The 19,697-nt window shown below is 37.5% G+C and carries 24 protein-coding genes and 2 tRNA genes; 17 read left to right on the top strand and 9 right to left on the bottom strand.

Features of this window, described 5'->3' with window-relative positions; genetic code table 11:
* Positions 1 to 10: 10 nt before the first annotated feature.
* The 4 genes from AC5YGI_RS14510 to AC5YGI_RS14525 all read right to left on the bottom strand — a co-directional run bounded on the left by AC5YGI_RS14510 (position 11) and on the right by AC5YGI_RS14525 (position 2,304).
* Positions 11 to 439 (bottom strand): c-type cytochrome, encoded by a 429-nt coding sequence (locus AC5YGI_RS14510; RefSeq protein ID WP_496168778.1) that lies wholly within the window; start codon positions 437 to 439, stop codon positions 11 to 13.
* 14 nt (positions 440 to 453) lie between these two features.
* Entirely contained in the window at positions 454 to 903 is a 450-nt protein-coding gene (locus tag AC5YGI_RS14515) for a hypothetical protein (RefSeq protein WP_496168779.1), read from the bottom strand.
* A 55-nt stretch (positions 904 to 958) separates the two neighbouring features.
* Positions 959 to 1,390 (bottom strand): RrF2 family transcriptional regulator, encoded by a 432-nt coding sequence (locus tag AC5YGI_RS14520; protein WP_076594385.1) that lies wholly within the window; start codon positions 1,388 to 1,390, stop codon positions 959 to 961.
* 101 nt (positions 1,391 to 1,491) lie between these two features.
* Positions 1,492 to 2,304: an AraC family transcriptional regulator gene (locus AC5YGI_RS14525; protein WP_496168781.1), complete on the bottom strand. Its 813-nt coding sequence runs from the start codon at positions 2,302 to 2,304 to the stop codon at positions 1,492 to 1,494.
* Positions 2,305 to 2,434: 130 nt separating this feature from the next.
* Here AC5YGI_RS14525 and AC5YGI_RS14530 point away from each other — a divergent pair, with 130 nt between their 5' ends.
* The 5 genes from AC5YGI_RS14530 to AC5YGI_RS14550 all read left to right on the top strand — a co-directional run bounded on the left by AC5YGI_RS14530 (position 2,435) and on the right by AC5YGI_RS14550 (position 8,346).
* Positions 2,435 to 3,757, top strand: a complete 1,323-nt coding sequence (locus AC5YGI_RS14530) for a TolC family protein (RefSeq protein ID WP_496168782.1) — start codon at positions 2,435 to 2,437, stop codon at positions 3,755 to 3,757.
* Positions 3,758 to 3,761: 4 nt separating this feature from the next.
* Complete coding sequence (locus AC5YGI_RS14535; protein ID WP_446106207.1) at positions 3,762 to 4,826, top strand: HlyD family secretion protein; 1,065 nt, start codon at positions 3,762 to 3,764, stop codon at positions 4,824 to 4,826.
* Entirely contained in the window at positions 4,819 to 6,411 is a 1,593-nt protein-coding gene (locus tag AC5YGI_RS14540; RefSeq protein ID WP_496168783.1) for an efflux MFS transporter permease, read from the top strand. The genes AC5YGI_RS14535 and AC5YGI_RS14540 overlap by 8 nt, the downstream gene beginning before the upstream one ends.
* A gap of 195 nt (positions 6,412 to 6,606) precedes the next feature.
* On the top strand, positions 6,607 to 7,605 hold the full coding sequence (locus AC5YGI_RS14545) for a GlxA family transcriptional regulator (RefSeq protein WP_496168784.1): 999 nt from the start codon (positions 6,607 to 6,609) through the stop codon (positions 7,603 to 7,605).
* Positions 7,606 to 7,707: 102 nt separating this feature from the next.
* Positions 7,708 to 8,346 (top strand): DJ-1/PfpI family protein, encoded by a 639-nt coding sequence (locus tag AC5YGI_RS14550; protein WP_330745959.1) that lies wholly within the window; start codon positions 7,708 to 7,710, stop codon positions 8,344 to 8,346.
* Positions 8,347 to 8,415: 69 nt separating this feature from the next.
* On the opposite strand, the gene AC5YGI_RS14555 is transcribed toward AC5YGI_RS14550, so the two are convergent.
* Positions 8,416 to 8,919, bottom strand: coding sequence for a transposase (locus AC5YGI_RS14555; RefSeq protein ID WP_330745960.1), 504 nt, complete (start codon positions 8,917 to 8,919; stop codon positions 8,416 to 8,418).
* Between the two features lie 14 nt (positions 8,920 to 8,933).
* Entirely contained in the window at positions 8,934 to 9,389 is a 456-nt protein-coding gene (locus AC5YGI_RS14560; protein ID WP_330745961.1) for a MarR family winged helix-turn-helix transcriptional regulator, read from the bottom strand.
* A gap of 283 nt (positions 9,390 to 9,672) precedes the next feature.
* Between AC5YGI_RS14560 and AC5YGI_RS14565 the strand changes: the two genes are divergently transcribed.
* A tRNA-Lys gene (locus AC5YGI_RS14565) sits at positions 9,673 to 9,745 on the top strand.
* A gap of 182 nt (positions 9,746 to 9,927) precedes the next feature.
* Here the strand turns inward: AC5YGI_RS14565 and AC5YGI_RS14570 are convergent.
* Entirely contained in the window at positions 9,928 to 10,089 is a 162-nt protein-coding gene (locus tag AC5YGI_RS14570) for a hypothetical protein (RefSeq protein WP_171006229.1), read from the bottom strand.
* Between the two features lie 325 nt (positions 10,090 to 10,414).
* Here AC5YGI_RS14570 and AC5YGI_RS14575 point away from each other — a divergent pair.
* A tRNA-Lys gene (locus AC5YGI_RS14575) sits at positions 10,415 to 10,487 on the top strand.
* 204 nt (positions 10,488 to 10,691) lie between these two features.
* Here AC5YGI_RS14575 and AC5YGI_RS14580 read toward each other — a convergent pair.
* Positions 10,692 to 11,003 (bottom strand): hypothetical protein, encoded by a 312-nt coding sequence (locus tag AC5YGI_RS14580; protein WP_330745962.1) that lies wholly within the window; start codon positions 11,001 to 11,003, stop codon positions 10,692 to 10,694.
* Between the two features lie 219 nt (positions 11,004 to 11,222).
* Here AC5YGI_RS14580 and AC5YGI_RS14585 point away from each other — a divergent pair, with 219 nt between their 5' ends.
* From AC5YGI_RS14585 to AC5YGI_RS14630, 10 genes are all read left to right on the top strand, one after another.
* Positions 11,223 to 11,876, top strand: coding sequence for a MarR family winged helix-turn-helix transcriptional regulator (locus AC5YGI_RS14585; RefSeq protein ID WP_496168786.1), 654 nt, complete (start codon positions 11,223 to 11,225; stop codon positions 11,874 to 11,876).
* A 44-nt stretch (positions 11,877 to 11,920) separates the two neighbouring features.
* Positions 11,921 to 13,405, top strand: coding sequence for a bifunctional phytoene desaturase/3,4-desaturase (gene crtID / locus AC5YGI_RS14590; protein WP_496168787.1), 1,485 nt, complete (start codon positions 11,921 to 11,923; stop codon positions 13,403 to 13,405).
* Between the two features lie 6 nt (positions 13,406 to 13,411).
* Positions 13,412 to 14,248, top strand: coding sequence for a phytoene/squalene synthase family protein (locus AC5YGI_RS14595; protein WP_330745965.1), 837 nt, complete (start codon positions 13,412 to 13,414; stop codon positions 14,246 to 14,248).
* Between the two features lie 53 nt (positions 14,249 to 14,301).
* Positions 14,302 to 14,766, top strand: a complete 465-nt coding sequence (locus tag AC5YGI_RS14600) for an SRPBCC family protein (RefSeq protein ID WP_496168788.1) — start codon at positions 14,302 to 14,304, stop codon at positions 14,764 to 14,766.
* A gap of 1 nt (position 14,767) precedes the next feature.
* A complete protein-coding gene (locus AC5YGI_RS14605; RefSeq protein WP_496168789.1) occupies positions 14,768 to 15,220 on the top strand; it encodes a sterol desaturase family protein in 453 nt (150 codons plus the stop codon).
* The gene (locus AC5YGI_RS14610; RefSeq protein ID WP_454509850.1) at positions 15,217 to 15,906 is read left to right on the top strand and encodes a lycopene cyclase domain-containing protein; all 690 of its coding nucleotides are present in this window, start codon (positions 15,217 to 15,219) and stop codon (positions 15,904 to 15,906) included. The genes AC5YGI_RS14605 and AC5YGI_RS14610 overlap by 4 nt, the downstream gene beginning before the upstream one ends.
* Positions 15,896 to 16,444 carry a lipocalin family protein gene (locus AC5YGI_RS14615; RefSeq protein WP_496168791.1) on the top strand — a complete coding sequence of 183 codons (549 nt, stop codon included), beginning with the start codon at positions 15,896 to 15,898 and terminating at the stop codon, positions 16,442 to 16,444. Before AC5YGI_RS14610 ends, AC5YGI_RS14615 begins: the two co-directional genes overlap by 11 nt.
* Positions 16,445 to 16,473: 29 nt before the next feature.
* Complete coding sequence (gene ribA, locus AC5YGI_RS14620; RefSeq protein WP_446106197.1) at positions 16,474 to 17,064, top strand: GTP cyclohydrolase II; 591 nt, start codon at positions 16,474 to 16,476, stop codon at positions 17,062 to 17,064.
* A 49-nt stretch (positions 17,065 to 17,113) separates the two neighbouring features.
* Positions 17,114 to 18,550, top strand: coding sequence for an SDR family oxidoreductase (locus AC5YGI_RS14625; protein WP_496168793.1), 1,437 nt, complete (start codon positions 17,114 to 17,116; stop codon positions 18,548 to 18,550).
* Between the two features lie 99 nt (positions 18,551 to 18,649).
* A complete protein-coding gene (locus AC5YGI_RS14630) occupies positions 18,650 to 18,949 on the top strand; it encodes a hypothetical protein (RefSeq protein ID WP_496168795.1) in 300 nt (99 codons plus the stop codon).
* 117 nt (positions 18,950 to 19,066) lie between these two features.
* On the opposite strand, the gene AC5YGI_RS14635 is transcribed toward AC5YGI_RS14630, so the two are convergent.
* Positions 19,067 to 19,684: a Crp/Fnr family transcriptional regulator gene (locus AC5YGI_RS14635; RefSeq protein ID WP_330745972.1), complete on the bottom strand. Its 618-nt coding sequence runs from the start codon at positions 19,682 to 19,684 to the stop codon at positions 19,067 to 19,069.
* Positions 19,685 to 19,697: the final 13 nt, after the last annotated feature.

The raw sequence follows: 19,697 nt of genomic DNA on the forward strand, positions 1-19,697 counted from the left end.
AATTTTTTAATTACTTTTTAAGAGATAAAATATATTTTACCATCTGTCGGGCATTCTCTTTACTCAATCCTGTATGAGGAGTCATGGGGATTTCGCCCCAATTGCCTTTGCCACCGTCAATGATTTTCTGTGCCAGTATATCGAGATCTGCAACCGAATATTTTGCGGCAACTTCCTGATAAGAAGGACCGATTAATTTTGAATCTATTTTGTGACAGGTAAGGCAATCTGTTCCTTCAATTAACTTCAATCCTTCGTGCTTAGGCCCATCATTGGAAGCTGAAACTTCTGGAGCTGTTTCTATTGGCTGTGGTTGGACAATCTGTTGTTCAGAATAGGGTTCAGCTTGAGGAATGGGAGTTGTTTCTGGTTTGGAACAGCAAAATAATAATGTAGTTAAAATCAATGCAATAATGGTATTTTGAACGAGTGTTTTCATAAAGAGTAGTGTTATTATTGAACTGTATTTCTTTTAAATTGTAAAATGATTGCTGTGGTGAGCATTAATGCTTTCGCGGTTTCAGCATAAATAAAATAGTCGTGTAATGGAGTAGGAGGTAATGCTTTTCCTGATGAAAGTAAATCGACCCGGGAATCAAGTATTGGCAGCACCCAGAATTGTTCTATAGCAAGTATGGAAAATAGAATAATCAGGATTATAAAATCAATTTTTGTATAATTTTTCCGACTCACGGACATCAATATCAGTATTACAATAAGAAATCCCCATTGCATTTTTGAAGAGAGTCCAAACATGATTTTTCCTAAACCTAACGCTGTCGGAAGGGTAATACCCGGAACCTGAAACTTCATTGGTGTCTCCAGAAAACTGATGGTGATAAACATTCCGGTCATCAGACAGAGCAACATCAATACGAAAGGATTTTTGAGTTCTAGTTTCATTCTGATTTATTTAATATTAAAAGATCTTTTTATCTTTTATTTGGTTAAATTTTTTTTATGCCTTCAAATGAGTAAGCTGTAAGTCCAGATTATCAACAAACATTTGAATTTTTGAGGTTTCAAGCATGATTCGGAGATCCTGTCTGATGCTTTTGAACTGGTCATGAAGTGGGCAAGGATGCGTTTCCGAACACTGATCAAGGCCAAGTCCGCAACCGGTAAAAAGCTTGTCTCCGTCTATTTCTCTGACAATATCTGCAATGGAAGTATTCAGATTTTTATGATCCATATAGAAACCGCCATTCGGACCTTTGGCAGATTGTACGAATCCCTTTCTGCTCAGATCCTGCAAAATTTTAGCAATAAAATGCTCCGGAGAATGGATGCTTTTTGAAATGTCCTTAATTCCGACCCTGCTGTCATTTTTAGACTGCTGGGCAATATAAATTAAGGCTCTTAAAGCATATTCGCACGTTTTTGAAAACATTTCACTGAGTTTTATGGGACAAATATAGAAAGATATTTTTAATAAAAGATAAATTAGTCTTTTATTTTTTTGAAATCTTATGAAGATCATCTGTGAGCGGTTTATCCCATCATGTTTTGAGTTGCTTTATTGCTCTTTCTCAAATCTGACGGCCTCGATTGGGTAAATTCATGAAAAGTATCGCTAAAGGCGCTGATAGAGCTGTAGCCTACATCATCAGCAATTTCATTGATGGGTTTGTCTGTATTTAAAAGCAGTTCAATGGCTTTGATGATTCTTAATGTTTTTAAATACTGGAGAAAAGAAATATCCATATCTGCTTTGAACAGGCGCGACAAAGAGCGTTCACTCAACCCAAATCTGCTGCTGACATTAGCCAGAGTCAATTTTTCCCCGATATTCCATTCCAGATAAGATACGATTTTCATCATCTGTTTATTATGAGTGGCAGGGAGAATAATGGGTAATGGCTGTTGATGGGTCTTGGGAAGAATTTTTTTTAATGCTACCAGAAATTCAAAATTTTCATCTTTTGCCGTTACATGCTTTTCATCCCAGATTTCAGAATATTTGATCATCTGGATCAGAAGTTCCGAAGCCGGATAAATTCCCAGTCTGCTGTAGAAGGGATCTGAGACATCATCATGAGCATAGAAATAAAGAGAACGGAGAACTGTGGCTGTGTGTCCGATCTCTAAAATATGTTCCATTCCCTGCGGAATCCAGAAGAAATGTCTTGCCGGAACCACATAGGTCCTGTTGTCGATCGTAATATAGGCGATACCACCTTCTACATAGCTCAGCTGTCCCTTTGTATGCTTGTGAAAAGGAATCAGTTTTTCAGATTTTTCGTGCATGACAAATACACTTTTATCATCTTTATCAATGTCCGGAAGCGCAGCAATTAATCCCATAAAAATTTAAAATCCCAATAAGAATGCAAATATAATCATTTGGCCGGAATCATGTAAAAGTTGACTATTTTAGATAAATAAAATTTCCGGATTGCCAATAAATTTGCAGTGCAATAATTCAAAAATTCAAATGAAAATTTATGTCGCCGGATTGCTGATGTTTGGAGTTTTCTCCATCGTATCAGCGCAGACCGGCAGTCCAGCAAAGGATACCATACGACTCTCCCTGAAGGAAGCATGGCAGAAAGCGGAGGAAAACAGCCGCCATATCAGAATCAATACCGTCAACGTAGACATTGCCGAAGCCGAAGTAAAAGACGCTAAAAGAGAGCGCCTCCCGGAAATAGAAGTTAAAGGTTCTGCAGAAAAAGCTTCCAACATTCCTATCTATGAAAACGGAATCTTTTCCAAACCAACCCAGCATGAAGTTATCCATACGCTTTACAGAGCCGGAGCTGATTTTTACCTGAATATTTATAACGGAAATAAACTGAATCTTAAGATTAAGGAAAATCAAACGCTTCAGAAAATTAAGGATATCCAAAAAGAACAGTCCGTTTCTGATATTCATTACAAAACTGCAGCGCTTTATCTGGAATTACAGAAAACCTTAATCTTCAGGGACCTTATCAAGCAGGATATTGCTGATCAGAAAACACAATTGAAAGAAATACAGACTCTTTATAAAAACGGAGTGGTTTTAAAAAGTGATGTTTTAAGGATTGAACTTGAACTTTCAAAACGAAAAATGGCGCTGGTGACCATAGAAAATGATATCCTCATCGCCATGCAGAAACTGAATATCATTCTTGGGATTCCTGATGAACAGATTGTTATTCCTGAAGCACCGTTTAATCAGTGGAATGAGAATACAACCTACAACGAATACCTGAAACTGGCACTGGATCATTCCTTTGATTACCACGTTTCTGAACAGCAGACAGTGCTGAGTATCATCAAACTGAAAAAGGTAAAAGCGAATGTAAGGCCTAAAATAGGGATGTATGGCGAATTTTATTATGCCAATCCACAGATTTTTCTTTATCCGTACAATCCGTATTGGTATTCATTGGGGATTGTGGGAATTAAAGCTTCATTTTCCATCTCTTCCCTTTACCACAATACCCATAAGGTAAAGGCAGCCCAGCTGGAGTTTGAAAAAGAAGAGGAGGTGCACAGGGATATTGAAGATAAAGTAAGACAGCAGGTGAAAGAAGCTTATCTGCGTTACCAGGAAGCTTTGGAACAGATAAAAGTGGCAGAAGCCAATGTCGCTCAGGCAAAGGAAAATGCACGTATTATCAAAAATACTTACTTCAGCCAGACTTCCCTTATTACAGAACTGCTGGATGCAGATATACAGCTGCTTCAGACAAAATTTGAACTGGAAGCGGCTAAAATTATGGCACAGAACAATTATTATTTATTACAAAATATTACAGGCGTTTTATAAAACAATGAAAAAAAAATATACACCCACCGATAGAATGATCACGAAGATCACAGGATGGATTTCAGTTGTAATCGTTGCTGCCCTTGCAGTGTGGGGCGGGTTTACCTTAAAAAATTATTATGCCTATGAGCAGACCAATGATGCGCAGGTTCAGGAATATGTAAATCCTATTATTTCAAGAGCCGGAGGATTTATTGTTGCCGTAAAATTTGAGGAAAATCAGGAAGTAAAAAAGGGCGATACTCTTTTAATCATTGATAACCGTGAATATGTCCTTCAGGAAAAGCAGACTCAGGCAGCCCTTCAGAAAGCCCGTGCCCAACTGAGAGTATTGGAAAGTACTACAGGAACTACAGAAAAGGAAGCTGCCGCAGCGATGGCTCAGGTGGATGCCAATAAAGCAAAAGTCTGGAAACAGCAGCTTGATTATAACAGGTATAAAAAGCTGTATGATGAAGAATCTGCTACCAGACAGCGCCTTGAAGATGTGAAAGCAACACTGGATGTCAACGAAAGTGATTATAAATCTTCACAGGATAATTATGCAGCTTCTGTATCCAAGATTAATGATATACGGGCAGAAAAAGCCGTGGTTTTGGCAGAAATTGCAAGACTGGAAGCATTGCTGGACCGTCACAAACTGGATGTAAGTTATACAGCTGTCACTGCTGCTTATGATGGAAGAATGGGACGACGAACCGTAGAAGTAGGCCAGATGATTGATGCCGGAGAAACGCTGGCATTCATTGTCAATAATGAAACTGATAAATGGGTAGTGGCTAATTATAAAGAAACCCAGATCAGGGATATGCATATCGGCGATCATGTGAAAATTGTTGCAGATTCTTATCCGGACAAAGAATTCCAGGGAACAATTATTTCCCTTTCTCCTGCAACAGGTTCAAGTTTTTCATTGCTTCCACCGGATAACTCTACCGGAAATTACGTGAAAATTGTACAGCGTATTCCTGTAAGAATCAGAGTAGATGGACAAAGAAGTCAGATTGATGTTTTGAAAGTAGGAATGAACGTGAATGTATACGCTGATAAAAAGCATTCCAATGGCTAAAAGACAAATGCCTTATTTCAAAAAATGGGCTCCGGAATGGTTGGTGAAGATTATTCTTTTTTCAATGACACTTCCGGGAATCATTATCTTTTTTCTGCCATTGTCTAATGTGAATGCTGCAGCCGGATATTATGGATGTGAACCAGCGGATATCCAGTTTTCAGTAGCCTTGTTTTATGCAGGGTATGTAGGTTTTTATAGCCTGGAAAGACGGTTTTTCAGTTTTCTGGCTGCAAAAGAATATTTTCTTCTTTTTACCACACTGCAAATTCTGGCCTGCCTGGTATGCTATTCTACCCGTGAAATTTATATTCTGTTTCCGGTGCGTTTTATGCAGGGAATGTTGTTTGCCGGGAATGTAAACCTTTCACTAACCCTTATTTTCACCCGGCTGAGTAGTGAAAGAGCAAGGGAGATCAGCTTTTCAGTGTTTTTCGGGATCTTAATTTGTGCTTTACCATTTAATAACCTGATTACCGCCGACCTCATAGATTCGTATAATTTTAATATCGTCTATAAAACTGCCATCTTCTCCTATCTTCCGGGACTTATTTTCCTCACCTTGGCAATGAGTAACTACAGAACCCATGCAAGATTTCATCTCTATAAACTCGATTGGCAGAGTTTTGGACTGTTCAGTACGATGCTGGTGCTCATAGGATATATAAGCATTTTCGGGCAGGAATATTATTGGCTGGAAGACAGCCGTATTTTAGGAAGCGTCATTGGAATTATTGTCCTGGGTGGAATATCTGTATTCCGTCAGCAAGCCATTAAAAGGCCTTATATTGATCTGCGTGTTTTCAGATACCGGAATTTTAAAGTAGGTCTGCTGATTCTTTTTGTCATGTATATATGCAGGTTTGCTTCAGGAATTGTCAATAATTATTTTGCATCGGAGCTGAAGCTGGACCCATTCCATATATCCTATATTAATATTTTCAATCTTGCAGGATTGGTTATTGGAGTCATTATTGCCTGCTGTATGGTTTTGCAGAAGAAAAACATACGGTATATCTGGGGACCGGGGTTTTTAATGCTGCTCATTTTTCATGCGGTCATGTATTATTCTTTTGATGTTCAGGCTGATGAGTTTAATTACTATATCCCGTTATTTATTCAGGGATTGGGTGTGGGATTGATTATGGTTCCGACGATTATCTTTATTATTTCGTCAGTTCCTGCAGCCATTGGCCCTTCCGCTGCGGCAACAGCCTTAGCAATACGGTATCTCGGATTTTGTATCAGTATTGCCCTGATCAATTTTTTTGAACTGTTTGAGAAAAGCCGCCATTATAATGCTTTTCAGGATCATTTAAGTGCTGTAGATCCGGAAGTTAAAAGCTTTCTCCATCAGCAGACTGCTAAGCTTATTGCTCGAGGAATGCCGGAAGATAAGGCTGTTAAAGCTGCCAATAAGCTATTGATTGGCAGAATGAATGTTCAGGATCATGTCCGTTTTGCGATGGATTATTATGAAATGATGGTGTGGCTTCTTGCCGCCTCACTGTTATTGATTTTCCTTTTCCCATATCTTAACCGTACTGCTCTTTATTTAAAATCACGCAGATTATCTCCTGCGTAAAGAGAATTTTAATGTTAATCATCGAAAAAGTATAGCTTGTCAGCTAATTTTATAGTAGAGTGCTGAGACTGTCTGATAAGGCAGTCTCTTTTATTTTAATAAAGGATAATAATTACTTCTGGCTGGAATTGTATGTTTTTTGTCATTGCAGACAAAATCCTTTCTCTCTACATTTGTACTCATACAGAACGAGATATGAAGAAAGAAGGGCGAAAAACAGGAATTAAAAATATAGTGCTTTTAGCATTGCCAGAGGTACAGCTGCTTGATATTGCCGGACCATGGGATGTTTTTACATCAGCAAACCGTTTTTTAAATGATAAACAGGATTCCGGTTATCATGTGTATCTGGTATCAGGAACTTCGGAAAAAATAATATATTCAGGTTCAGGAATGTCTTTATCATGCAGCCATACTATTTATGATATTGATTTTCCTGTAGACACTTTACTGGTGGCAGGTACCACGTTGAGTGTGCTGGATGAGGTCAATCCGGACATTTATCACTACCTTCAAAATATAGCTCCCGACGTGAGACGAATGGGATCTGTCTGTGTAGGAGCGTTCATCCTTGCCAAAGCGGGTCTGCTGGATGGCAAACAGGTAACGACTCACTGGAAATTTGCAGATACTTTACAGAAATCTTACCCAAAATTGAATGTGAATATTAATCCTTTCTTTATCCGTGACAGGCCAATTTATACTTCAGGAGGTGTTTCTTCAGGGATGGATCTTGCATTGGCTCTATTGGAAGAAGACTTTGGAAAACCTTTGGCGGCCGAAGTTGCCGGTCATCTCGTCCTCTATCTAAAAAGATCCGGAGCACAGTCTCAGTTTGGAAATGCATTGCCGGAATATGAAATAATGTCTCCTTTTACAAAACAAATCCGCGATTTATTGAAAGATAAACTTGGAGAAGCTATTACGGTGGAGTATATGGCAGAGTTCCTGAACATGAGTGTCCGTAACTTTTCCAGGGTATTTGTAAAAGAGTCAGGAATGACTCCCGGCAGATTTCTCGAAAAAATGAGGCTGGATCAGGCTAAAAATATGCTTGAATATACTGATATGAGTATCGACATGATAGCGGATAAATGCGGATTTAGTAATGCTGTTTCTCTCAGCCGTTTATTTCTTAAAAACATTTCCCTCTCTCCGGCACAGTACAGGAAGGCATTCAAGACTACAGAATAATAGCTTTTTCTTATTGATTTTACATAAAACTGGCAATCATCAATTGTCAGCAGAGAAGACTTGTGCCATGATCTGAAAATAATAATCTTAAATAATAAAATTATGAATCACGTACAAAACAACAAGACAATGAATGTAGCATTTTTAATCTATGATCAGGTTGAAGCCCTTGATTTAAATGGTCCTTTAGATGTTTTTGTTAAAGCGAATGTCCTGCAGCCCGGAAGCTACAATTGCTTTACAGTTGGGAAAACAAAAGATCCGGTATATATGGAGGCGAACACAATGGCTCTTATTCCTATCTACGATATCCATACATGTCCTCAGCCGGATATGATTGTCGTTCCGGGAGCAAATCCTGAATACATTATGAAATATATTCAGGACAGGGATTTTCGGGAAACTGTCCTGAAATGGGTTGAAAATCATTATGATGCAGGAACAGTTGTATTTACGGTATGTACCGGAAGTATGCTTCTGTCAGGGACAGAAATGCTTGCTGATTATAATGTTACTACCCATCATATGCTGTTGGATGCCCTTGAACAGCATAATCCGGAAACTAATGTAATCAGGAATGTACGGTATATTGACCAGGGCAGCCTGATAACTACGGCAGGTATCACAGCCGGGATAGATGCCGCTCTTTATCTGGTTGGAAAACACATCGGACAGAAAACGGTGAACACTATTATAGAGATTTTTGAATATCAGAATGCAAAATCTGGAAACTTAGCGTAAAAGAGAATCTGTTGATTTGCAAATTTCGCCGATCGCAGATCGGCGAAATTTATATTTTAGATTGAAGGTCTACTGACGAAAACTGAGTACTTTAATACAAAGAGGAATGAAACCAATTGAAACCGCAATATAAACAGCAACCCGAATATAGTTAAGGGTTTTCCAAAGTGAAATTCTGGTTATGATTTCCTGTGAAACGGAAGGGGCGGATGCCAAGTTCTGAAACTGTATAATGTTTGGAGCAAAAAAAGCCAATGTCCAGGCTCTTACAGCTACGTGAATAATGAGTAAAATCAAAAGCCAGTTCCTTACCGGATCTATTTTCCAGCAAAAAGCAATCGCAAGGATAAAGGTTATTTCATGCAAAGAGTGAAGGATGATCCAGAAAAACTTCAGGCTTACTCCATTTCCGTCCTGAAGCAGCTTCAATGTATCGGGTGGGGAAGAAGCCCATTTGGGTACAAAGAGGAGCGTTTCGAAAATCTGTGCCCCGTTCATAAGAAAATAAAGTAATGTTGTAATGCAAAGCCAGATTTCTGCGCGGGTTATATAAGTAGCAGTTAAACTTTCCATGGTCTTGTATTGATTTATGGGGTATTTAAATGATCTGTTGTTTCTTTCATAAGAAGGGTAGCTTCCCTGAAATAACGTTCAATAGTTTCTATTTCCTTTTTAGAAAAAGTGGAAACGAGTTTCATGGTTTTTTGCTGCAGCTCTTCAAAAATAGGACCGAGTAATTTCATGCTCTTTTCTGTATTCGGGATGATCATTACTTTTCTGCGGTCTTCTTTGATGAACTGTCTTTTAAGAAGTTCTTTTTTTTCCAGACGGTCAATTAAACCTGTAACAGCGCCGGTTGTAAGACCTGTCAGCTTAGATATTTCACCCGCTGTTATGGATTCGTATTGCAGAATAAGTCCCAGATATTTATGATCAGTGCTGGAAAGCCCTGCTTTTCTGGCAATGGCCTCATGCATAAAGATTGAAGCGTCAGAATAGGCTCTGCTGGCTTCACGGAATTTTTGTATATTATTTTTAGTCATGAATTAAATTATTTTGTAATTATCTTAGTTGCTAAGATATTATTGTTTTTTGATTTATCAAAACAAATTTTTTACTCAAAAAATGATATTATCCGCCAGCTACTATTATTGCTGGGAATTTGAATTAAAAAAAATAACAACGTAATTAATTTATAAACAGGTGTTTGACTTTTTTGATGCAAATTTTATAATAAAAAAGCTTTGAAAAATTTGGATTTAAAGAGGGTTTTCCTATCTTTGCAGTCCCTTAAACAAAGGGATTTACTTAAAAAAGTAAGTGGCCGACTCGGTAGCTCAGCTGGTAGAGCAATACACTTTTAATGTATGGGTCCTGGGTTCGAATCCCAGCCGGGTCACAATCTTAAAGATGCAAAAATAAAGCATCAGAAAAATACAAAAAAAACCTGCAAATTATTTTTGCAGGTTTTTTTATTTATAGTGTTTGCTATAATGTTTCAAATGGCCGGTTATTATAAATTTGAATTAACTGATCCGTTTGATTGTTCTCGTTCTATTGCCATTGAAGTCAGCAATATCTTTACTCTTCATTTTTGGGTTTAAAGTTTCTCCCTACTCCCTGACGGAGAAATGTAATTTTTCCTTGTACTTTTTTTGCTTTTTCAAGGACCTCCAATGCTTTTGTTCTTTCGTTAACTTTGCCAGCGTGTGTTATATTGTCCTGACGTTCATTTTTTTTCATGTATCAATATAGTGAATTTATTTGACAAAAACAAATTATTGATAATAAGGATGTTTCAAATTTTAAAAAAATAAAATTGATTTACTGATCGGACCACGGGTAACAAAGGATTTACTGCAATTCTCAATTTTTTATTGAAGCTTTTGATTCGTTTTTGAGATTTATAGTAAGAACCTGCTCAGATAGGTGAAATTTTTGTGTCTGATATTGTAAAAGTTAGCGAAAGCACAGGCATAAAATGTCCGGGAAGTATTGTAAATAAAGAAAAAGTTTCTATCTTTGCAGTCCCTTACAGAAAGGGATTTACTTGAAAAAGTAAGTGGCCGACTCGGTAGCTCAGCTGGTAGAGCAATACACTTTTAATGTATGGGTCCTGGGTTCGAATCCCAGCCGGGTCACTTATGAGGACAAATCATTTTATTAATGGTTTGTCCTTTTTATTTTTCGTTATTTGTTGTCTGTCAAATGTATGTTGCAACCCGAAGCTATTCAATGATATTTTAATAAAAAAAGCATCCATAACGAACAGTATACAACCGATATAAATAGCAATTTTTGTTTTTATATCGGTTGTATATTGTAATGCTATTGTGGTCCAATATCTACTTTTTTACGTTGCCGGATCTTCCCTGCGTATTGTGCGCACTGTCTGAAACTGCTGCATTGATATTGCCTGTGCCGTTACCCGTATTATTATTGCTCGTTTTTCTTCCCCCAACGTGATTTTTTGTATTAATACTATCATTACCCGTTGTAATGTCTTGAGTATCCCTGACCGCAGATGCTGTTGTATCAGAATAATTTCTTTGCGTGTTGACTGAATCGGCAACGGGGGTGCTACTTGTTGTGTCCTTCTTTTTACAGGCCAGAATCATAAAACCGGCTGCTGCTATTGATAAAACTAATGTTTTCATAGGATTTTGTTTTGTGTATAGAGTGAAGCCAAATTTCGGTATTTAACCCTGACAGTGATATGAGCAGAATCATAATGGAGATTTAAAGGTGTATTAGTGAACTAATGTCGTTTTTTATTGCCGTTAAATGCTGGTCAAAATGTAAAAAGTTGAAATAAAAACAAAAAATAGTTTATTTATAAACTTATATAAGTATATTTGTGTACTAATTTGTTTGATATGAATTTTGAACTTATAAAATCAGTGGTGGAACTCGTTCAGCAATTTATGGAACAAAATGAAGGTAAGGCTCTATATAGCAATGATCTTCATGGTTTTACAGAATGGATCAATGCTGCTCATCAGCAGGATCTTGGAAATCCTGACTGGATAGGGAAGGAATCAGGAAGAAGTTCAGATAGTATTATTAATACTTTGCTGATCAGAATGAACAGATATGCAAAGTCATATTCAAGATCAGCAGTCGGAAGTTCAGTTTTTTCCAGTCAGGATGACTTCATCTATCTTATCAGTTTGAAGAGCATGGGAGCGATGTCAAAAATGGAACTGATAAAACATAATGTACATGAGAAATCTTCAGGTATACTTGTTATTAACCGGTTGCTCCATAATGGCTGGATTGAACAGGCAGTTTCTCCAAAAGATAAAAGAACAAAAAATATACAGATAACAGAGAAAGGGCTTGCAATACTGGATGAACATATGGAGGAAATCCGCAGGGCTTCCAGGGCTGTCGTAGGAAATCTTACACATGCTGAACAAATGCTTCTTATCGCAGTACTTTCCAAATTAGATGAATTTCATGATTCTTTTTACCGTATGAATCTGGAAACAAGGGATCTGCTGAACACCGTATATAAAAAGTTAAACTGATTGCGTAGTGAAAATGTCTTTAAACAACTGTTAAAAAAATGACGATGAGTAGTGAAAAATCAAGAAAAAGAATAGCGGTAATAGGTTCAGGGTTCTCCGGGCTCTCTGCGGCTGCTTATGCGGCAAAGGCCGGAAATGAAGTGCATGTTTTTGAAAAACATAATCAGCCGGGAGGACGTGCAAGGCAATTTAAAACGGAAGAAGGCTATGTGTTTGATATGGGGCCGAGCTGGTATTGGATGCCTGATATTATCGAAGGTTTTTTCAGCGATTTCAACTGTAAAGCAGCTGATTATTTTAAACTGGTATCCTTAGACCCTCAGTTTGAAATGGTTTTTTCAGAAGAAAAGATTTCAGTTCCTGAAAAAAATGAAGACATCCGTGAGTTATTTGAAAATACGGAGGCCGGATCGGGTAAAAAGTATGATCAATTTATGCAGTCTGCCCGGTTTAAATACGAGGTCGGGATGAAAGACTTTGTGACAAAGCCCTGTTACAGCTGGCTGGAATTTGCTTCATTAAAAATAGCGGGCAGTGCATTGAAGCTTGATCTTTTAAGTAATTTCAGGAAATACGTTTCAGGGTATTTTTCTGACCCGAAACTCAGATCTCTGATGGAATTTCCGGTTATATTTCTGGGTGCTTCGCCCCGTGATATTCCGGCACTTTACAGCCTTATGAATTATGGAGGATATGTGTTGGGAACAAAATACCCTATGGGAGGTTTTTATCAGCTTGTTATGGCCATGAAGGACGTAGCGGAAAAACAGGGAGTGACTTTTCATTTTAATCAGGATGTTCAGAAGCTGAATACAGAAAACGGGAAAGTAGTGTCAGTAACGGCTGGGGATAAAGACTATGAATTTGATGCAGTTATTGCCTCATCAGATTACCACCATACCGAAACACTAATTCCTAAATCTCTGAGGAACTATAATGATGCCTACTGGAAGACTAAAACCTTTGCTCCTTCATGCCTGATCTATTACCTCGGAATCAAAGGGAAAATCTCTGATTTAAAACATCATACCCTGTTCTTTGAAAATGAGCTTGATAATCATATAGACTGTATTTATGTCAATAAAAAATGGCCTTCGAAACCCCTTTTTTATGCGTGCTGTCCTTCAAAAACAGATCCCGGTGTAGCTCCGGAAGGCTGTGAAAATCTCTTTTTACTATTGCCTCTGTCACCAGGAATACACGATGAGGAAGCTGTAAGAGAAAAATACCTGAAGGAAATGCTTGAAAGAATCGAAAAGCATACAGGAGAAAATGATCTTATTTCCAGAATTGAATACAAAAGAAGCTATTGTGTAAGTGACTTTATTTCGGATTATAATGCTTATGAGGGGAATGCCTACGGACTGTCCAATACTTTATCGCAGACTGCTGTCCTGAAACCTAAAATAAGAAACAAAAAGATCAGTAATCTTTTTTATACCGGGCAGTTAACGGTTCCCGGGCCCGGAGTTCCTCCATCTGTTATCTCCGGGAAAATTGTTGCGCAAGAGGTTAATAAACTAAAATAAAATAATATGAAAAAGTTGTTTGATGAATTGTCTTACGAGGTCAGTAAGTGCACCACTCAAAAATACAGTACCAGTTTTTCATTAGGGATATTGGCTCTGAAGCCTTCTATAAGACCTGCTATTTATGCTGTTTATGGGTATGTACGCCTTGCGGATGAAATTGTTGATAGCTTTCATGGATATGATAAAGAAAAGCTGTTGAAAAGATTAAAAGCAGAAACGTACGATGCATTACAGCAGGGAATATCACTCAATCCTATCTTGCATTCGTTTCAGGAAACCGTGCGTCAGTATGATATCAATATTCAATTGATCGACCAGTTCCTGCACAGCATGGAGATGGATCTGCAAAAAATAGATTATAATTCAGATCTCTATAATGAATATATCTACGGCTCTGCTGAAGTAGTAGGACTTATGTGCCTGCAGATATTTACAGGAGGTGATAAACAGCAATTTGAAAAACTTAAACCATTTGCTATGAAACTGGGTTCCGCTTTTCAAAAGGTTAATTTTTTACGTGATCTGAAAGATGATTACCAGATTTTGGGCAGAACTTATTTTCCCTCATTGAATATGTCTGTCTTTGATAATACCGTTAAAGCTCAGATTGAAAAAGAAATTGAAGAAGAATTCAGAGAAGCATTGCAGGGAATCAAGAAGCTGCCAGGTTCTTCTCTTTTTGGAGTATATCTCGCATACAGGTACTATCTGTCATTATTTGAAAAAATAAAGAAAACAAGTTCCCAGCATATTTTGCAGCAAAGAATCAGGATTGCCAATTCGCAGAAATTATTGGTTGCATTTAAAAGTTATATAAGATACAAATCTGCTTATTTCTGATTACTCATTTGTTTGGAAGATGGTTTAGAATTTAATTCAATAAAAAAATAACGATGTACAGATTATATAGAGAACAATATTTGAATTGTGATATGGAGACCGCATGGAAATTCTTTTCCTCTCCTCATAATTTATCTGAAATAACGACTAAAAGTATGAATTTTGTGGTGCTTTCAGATATACAGGACGAACCTATTTTTGAAGGAATGGAAATAGATTATACCGTCTCTCCGGTATTGGGAATCCCGATGAAATGGAAAACGATTATCAGCCAGGTAAAAGAAGGCAGAAGCTTTACAGACTTTCAGAAAGAAGGGCCTTATAGGCACTGGAACCATTTTCATGAGTTCATTCCGGATGAGAATGGTGTGTTAATGAAAGATACTGTATTTTATGAACTTCCTTTGGGAATTCTTGGAAGGGTTGCTCATCGCTTATTTGTTAAAGAAAAGCTCAAAAACATTTTCGATTTCAGATACAGCGTTCTGAATGATCTTTTTAACCGCAAGCATCATTAACATGAATTTTCTGATCGTTTTACTTGTTTTTATTTCCATGGAAGGAGCCACATGGCTTATTCACAGGTATATTATGCACGGTTTTCTATGGAATCTGCATAAGGATCATCATGATCATAGCAACGATGGAAAACTTGAAAGAAATGACCTGTTCTTTTTCATTTTTGCCAGCCCTGCTATTGCTTTGTTATATGCAGGAGTAAGGCAGGGATTCAGTTATCTGTTTTTTGTCGGTTTGGGCATAAGCCTTTACGGGATGGCCTATTTCTTTGTTCATGATATTTTTATTCATCAGAGAGCAAAAGTTTTTACCAAAACAAAGAATCCGTATTTCCTTGCTATCAGGCGTGCCCATAAACAGCACCACAAACATTTGGGGAAAGAAAAAGGAGAGTGCTTCGGCTTTTTGTGGGTTCCTATGATTTATTTTAAAATGTATTTCAATAAAAAATGATGCAATACACTTACATACTGATCAATTTTTTCACCGTCATCATCTGCTTTTTGGCTTCTTTTGACCGTAGGATACAGTTTAATAAACTTTTCCTGAAGTTTTTCCTGTCGTCCACTATTGTAGCAGTTCCTTTTATCCTATGGGATATATGGTTTACCGGAAAAGGAGTGTGGTGGTTTGATGATCGTTACACATTAGGATTTAAAATAGCAGGGCTTCCTCTGGAAGAGTGGCTGTTCTTTTACTGTATTCCTTTTGCCTGTGTTTTTACATACTACTGCCTGGAAAAATTTTTTACATTCAATCGGGCAGACCTCTTTAATAATCTGATTGTTTTTACCTCAGTTATTGTTCTCAGTGTTGTGGGGCTTCTTTACTACGACAGGATCTATACTTTGCTTACTATCATTGTAACAGTGCTTACGCTTTCTTATCTGCATTTTATTGCCAAAAAAGAATGGATCGGTAAAGCAAGTTTTGTATATCTGGTTTTGATGCCCGGATTTTTTGCTGTGAATGGAATCCTGACGGGATCTTTTATTCCGTCACCTGTTGTGAACTACAATCCTGGTGACTTTTTAGGCGTCAGAATGGGGACTATTCCTGTTGAAGATGCTGTTTATGGTTACAGTCAGTTTTTACTCAATATTTATTTCTTTAAAAAAATAACTAAAAATGAAAAATAGAATCATTCTTACATTATTACTGGGTTTCGGATTGTTAAACAGTTTGACTTCCTGTTCTTCGATGCCCGAAAAAGCGCAGCCTGTTGGTCAGTTTGATGTGGACCGGTATCTGGGAACATGGTACGAGATTGCCAGATTCGATTATAGATTTGAAAAAGACCTTGATAATGCAATCGCCCAGTATAGCCTTACTGAAGACGGAAATGTAAATGTAGTCAACAGTGGATATAATTTTAAAAAGAATAAATGGGTTTCTGCCAATGGTACTGCTAAATTCAGAGGAGAAAAAAATGTGGCCGCTCTGAAAGTGAGTTTTTTCGGACCTTTTTATGCCGGATATAATGTAGTTGCCCTGGAAGAGTACAAATATGCACTGATTGCAGGAAAAAATCTGGACTATCTCTGGATTCTTTCCCGTGAAAAAACCATTCCTGAAAACATAAAGCAGAAATTTATCAGCAAGGCGCAGGAAATAGGGTATGATACCTCTAAACTCATCTGGGTGAAGCAGGATAAGAAAAGTCCTTTTGATAAATAAATTCTCAAATTTAATTAAAATCGAAACGTATGCTTAGAATACAGGCTCAATCAGGAATACCTACAGATTACGGACTATTCACTATATATGCATTCTCGGAAAATGAAGAAGACTGGAGTCCGCATTTGGTTCTGGTAGCAGAAAATACAGATTATAATAAAACTGTTAATGTCCGTTTTCATTCTGAATGTATTACAGGAGAAGTTTTTCATTCTAAAAAATGTGAATGCGGTCAGCAGCTTGATGCAGCAATGAAATATATGTCTGAAAAAGGAGGAATGATCATTTATCTCCGCCAGGAGGGAAGGAATATTGGGATCATCAATAAGCTGAAAGCATATGCACTTCAGGAACAAGGATTAGATACTGTTGAAGCTAATCTCAGACTTGGTTTGCCCGCTGACGGAAGAAATTTTGATGTGGCAGTGGAAATGCTGAATCTGCTGGATGTGAAAGAAATCAATCTGTTAACCAATAATCCTGACAAGATTAAATCTGTTGAGAACAGCAGCATCATTCTCAAAAGCAGGATTCCTTTGGAAATTGATTCCAATGAGATGAATGCAGGCTATCTTGTTAAAAAGAAAGACTATTTTGGTCATTTTTTAGAAAAAATATAATGGACTTCAGACAGGCGGAATATTTATTGATCTGTTTAATCCAATAATTATGGAAAAAATACTGCTTACAGGTGCTACCGGTTATATCGGTAGAAGAATGATCAGCGTGATTGCCGCGCAGGGATATAAAGTCGTTTGCTGCTGCAGGGATACCGGTCGTTTTACAAGAGATATGGATATCGACGAACAGCTCATTGAAGTTATTGAAGTTGATTTTCTAAAGCCGGAAACACTTAAAAATATTCCCGAAGATATTGCAGGAGCTTACTATCTGATGCATTCCATGAGTAATACTGCTGATTATGAAGACTCGGAAAAAAAATGTGCAGCCAACTTTTCGGGTTATATTGAAAAGACCCAATGTAAACATATCGTTTATCTTTCGGGACTGGTGAATGAAAAAGAGCTGTCAAAGCATTTGAATTCAAGATACGAAGTTGAAAAAATTCTGATGGACTGCAGGGTTCCCGCGACAGTTCTTCGCGCAGGAATTATCATCGGGTCAGGAAGTGCATCATTTGAAATTATAAGGGATCTTGTTGAAAAACTGCCCGTCATGGTAGCTCCCAAATGGCTGTATACCCAATGTCAGCCTATAGGAATTGCCAACGTGCTCGATTTCCTGATCTTTGTTTTGTTTAAAAAAGCTGCTTATCAGAAAAATTTTGACATTGGATGTGATGATGTATTGACTTACAAAGATATGCTGTTGCAGTTTGCAAAAGTAAGAGGCCTTAAAAGAACGATTTTTACTTTGCCTGTAATGACGCCCAGATTGTCTTCTTACTGGCTCTATTTTATTACTTCAACCTCTTATAATCTGGCCAAAGCATTGGTAGGAAGCATGAAAGTAGAAGTAGTCTGCCGTCCTGAAAGTCTTGCTGAGATCAAATTAATTACCGGTGTGCAGCCTTTTTCATATGATACAGCACTGAAGAGAACCCTTGCAAAAATTCAGGCCAACGAAATCATTTCCAGCTGGAAAGACAGTTTCATCAGCAGTCGTAATGATTCAACCTTGAAAGAATACCGGGATGTACCGAAATACGGTTGTTTTACGGACCTCCGGAGTGAAGAGTATGATGACAGGGAAGCCTGTATGAGCCGGGTTTTTCAGTTAGGAGGAGATTATGGCTGGTATGGGCAGGATCTTTGGAAAATAAGGGGACTTCTAGATAAGCTTGTTTGCGGCCCCGGATTGAGAAGGGGACGCAGGCATCCTTCAGACCTTAAAGATGGAGATGCTTTAGACTTCTGGCGCGTTTTATATGCTGACCGTAAAGAAGGAAAACTTATATTATTTGCCGAAATGAAGCTGCCCGGAGAAGCCTGGCTGATGTTTAAAATTTACAGAAATAAGATCTGGCAAAAAGCTGTTTTTCGTCCAAAAGGTCTTTGGGGAAGATTGTACTGGTTGATGGTGCTGCCATTTCATGGTTTTATATTCAAAGGAATGATCAGAACCCTTAGTGGAAAGAAAAAATAAAGTGCTTTCCTGTTTAATTTTAAGAATATTTTAACATAATGTCTGTTTTTTAGGCATGAACATTGTTTATTTATATACCAAATACTTAAATATTATATTATGAATAATTCAGATTACAACAAAGCAGAAAATGCAGTAGGCCAAACAGAAAACTCATTAAAAAATGCAGCTGATAATGCGAAGTGGAAGATCAGTGAACTGGCGGATAAAGCTAAAGATTATATCAACGAAAAAAGGAATAATGATGAGGAAGCAACTCAGGAAGACTGGCTGGATAGGGTAAAATCAAACGTTTCAGATGCATGGGAAGATATTAAGGACAAGGCAGATGAAGCATGGGAAAGCACTAAGGATGCCGCTGAAGATGTGAAGGCAGAATGGAGAAAAAAAACAAATTAAGGTTAGTTTAAGCAGATGGCCGGAATCTAAAAAATTCGGCCATCTGTTTTATTTATGGTTTATTTATAATCTATTTTTAAAATTCTGATGGGTTGATGAATAAGAGCTCAGGCATAATCAGTATAAAATCCTGCGGCCTTCCAGCTTTATAGTTTTATTATGCACCATCTTTTTTATCGTTCTGATCACCGTTTCAACTCTCAGTCCTGTAAGATCAGCAATTTGCTGGCGGGTAAGTTCTATGGGAAAACACTGCTGGCAGTCTTCGTCATGATAACTTTTCAGATAATCCATTACACCTTTCAGCCGTTGGATAGGATCTGCTAATGCCAGATTGCGGACCATCAGATTGTTATAATAGAGTCTTTGTGATAAACACATATTCATTTCAAGGGATATGTCAGGATTTCTTGTAAGCATTTCCATGAAATGATCCTTAGGCATCCTTATAATTTCTGTGTCCTGTAAACTGATGGCGTTGGTAGGATAAAGTTTATCAATAAAAAGAAGCGGATCTCCAAAACTTTGATTTTTACCCAATATATTATGAATAAATTCTTTTCCGTTTTCAGTAAAGGTGTTCAGTTTTACTTTTCCGCTGATAATCTGAAAATAATATTGTGAATAATCACCTTCTTTGAAAATAAACTCTTTAGCCTTATAGATGACTTTCGCACCCCCGAACGAGTAAAGGATCTCGTGATCAATATTCATACAGCTTATTGTTTTTTTCATAATTATTAATTTT

This window comes from Chryseobacterium sp. CS3K3.1, from assembly GCF_059515165.1.

Bases quoted from the DNA above. Each gene is read 5' to 3' on its own strand.
- AC5YGI_RS14595 (WP_330745965.1), top strand. From the start codon at position 13,412: ATGAAAAAGTTGTTTGATGAATTGTCTTACGAGGTCAGTAAGTGCACC.
- AC5YGI_RS14510 (WP_496168778.1), bottom strand. From the start codon at position 439: ATGAAAACACTCGTTCAAAATACCATTATTGCATTGATTTTAACTACA.
- AC5YGI_RS14630 (WP_496168795.1), top strand. From the start codon at position 18,650: ATGAATAATTCAGATTACAACAAAGCAGAAAATGCAGTAGGCCAAACA.
- AC5YGI_RS14550 (WP_330745959.1), top strand. From the start codon at position 7,708: ATGAATCACGTACAAAACAACAAGACAATGAATGTAGCATTTTTAATC.
- AC5YGI_RS14560 (WP_330745961.1), bottom strand. From the start codon at position 9,389: ATGACTAAAAATAATATACAAAAATTCCGTGAAGCCAGCAGAGCCTAT.
- AC5YGI_RS14525 (WP_496168781.1), bottom strand. From the start codon at position 2,304: ATGGGATTAATTGCTGCGCTTCCGGACATTGATAAAGATGATAAAAGT.
- AC5YGI_RS14515 (WP_496168779.1), bottom strand. From the start codon at position 903: ATGAAACTAGAACTCAAAAATCCTTTCGTATTGATGTTGCTCTGTCTG.
- AC5YGI_RS14635 (WP_330745972.1), bottom strand. From the start codon at position 19,684: ATGAAAAAAACAATAAGCTGTATGAATATTGATCACGAGATCCTTTAC.
- AC5YGI_RS14600 (WP_496168788.1), top strand. From the start codon at position 14,302: ATGTACAGATTATATAGAGAACAATATTTGAATTGTGATATGGAGACC.
- AC5YGI_RS14615 (WP_496168791.1), top strand. From the start codon at position 15,896: ATGAAAAATAGAATCATTCTTACATTATTACTGGGTTTCGGATTGTTA.
- AC5YGI_RS14585 (WP_496168786.1), top strand. From the start codon at position 11,223: ATGAATTTTGAACTTATAAAATCAGTGGTGGAACTCGTTCAGCAATTT.
- AC5YGI_RS14605 (WP_496168789.1), top strand. From the start codon at position 14,768: ATGAATTTTCTGATCGTTTTACTTGTTTTTATTTCCATGGAAGGAGCC.
- AC5YGI_RS14535 (WP_446106207.1), top strand. From the start codon at position 3,762: ATGAAAAAAAAATATACACCCACCGATAGAATGATCACGAAGATCACA.
- AC5YGI_RS14520 (WP_076594385.1), bottom strand. From the start codon at position 1,390: ATGTTTTCAAAAACGTGCGAATATGCTTTAAGAGCCTTAATTTATATT.
- ribA (WP_446106197.1), top strand. From the start codon at position 16,474: ATGCTTAGAATACAGGCTCAATCAGGAATACCTACAGATTACGGACTA.
- AC5YGI_RS14555 (WP_330745960.1), bottom strand. From the start codon at position 8,919: ATGGAAAGTTTAACTGCTACTTATATAACCCGCGCAGAAATCTGGCTT.
- AC5YGI_RS14610 (WP_454509850.1), top strand. From the start codon at position 15,217: ATGATGCAATACACTTACATACTGATCAATTTTTTCACCGTCATCATC.
- AC5YGI_RS14545 (WP_496168784.1), top strand. From the start codon at position 6,607: ATGAAGAAAGAAGGGCGAAAAACAGGAATTAAAAATATAGTGCTTTTA.
- AC5YGI_RS14625 (WP_496168793.1), top strand. From the start codon at position 17,114: ATGGAAAAAATACTGCTTACAGGTGCTACCGGTTATATCGGTAGAAGA.
- crtID (WP_496168787.1), top strand. From the start codon at position 11,921: ATGAGTAGTGAAAAATCAAGAAAAAGAATAGCGGTAATAGGTTCAGGG.
- AC5YGI_RS14570 (WP_171006229.1), bottom strand. From the start codon at position 10,089: ATGAAAAAAAATGAACGTCAGGACAATATAACACACGCTGGCAAAGTT.
- AC5YGI_RS14580 (WP_330745962.1), bottom strand. From the start codon at position 11,003: ATGAAAACATTAGTTTTATCAATAGCAGCAGCCGGTTTTATGATTCTG.
- AC5YGI_RS14530 (WP_496168782.1), top strand. From the start codon at position 2,435: ATGAAAATTTATGTCGCCGGATTGCTGATGTTTGGAGTTTTCTCCATC.
- AC5YGI_RS14540 (WP_496168783.1), top strand. From the start codon at position 4,819: ATGGCTAAAAGACAAATGCCTTATTTCAAAAAATGGGCTCCGGAATGG.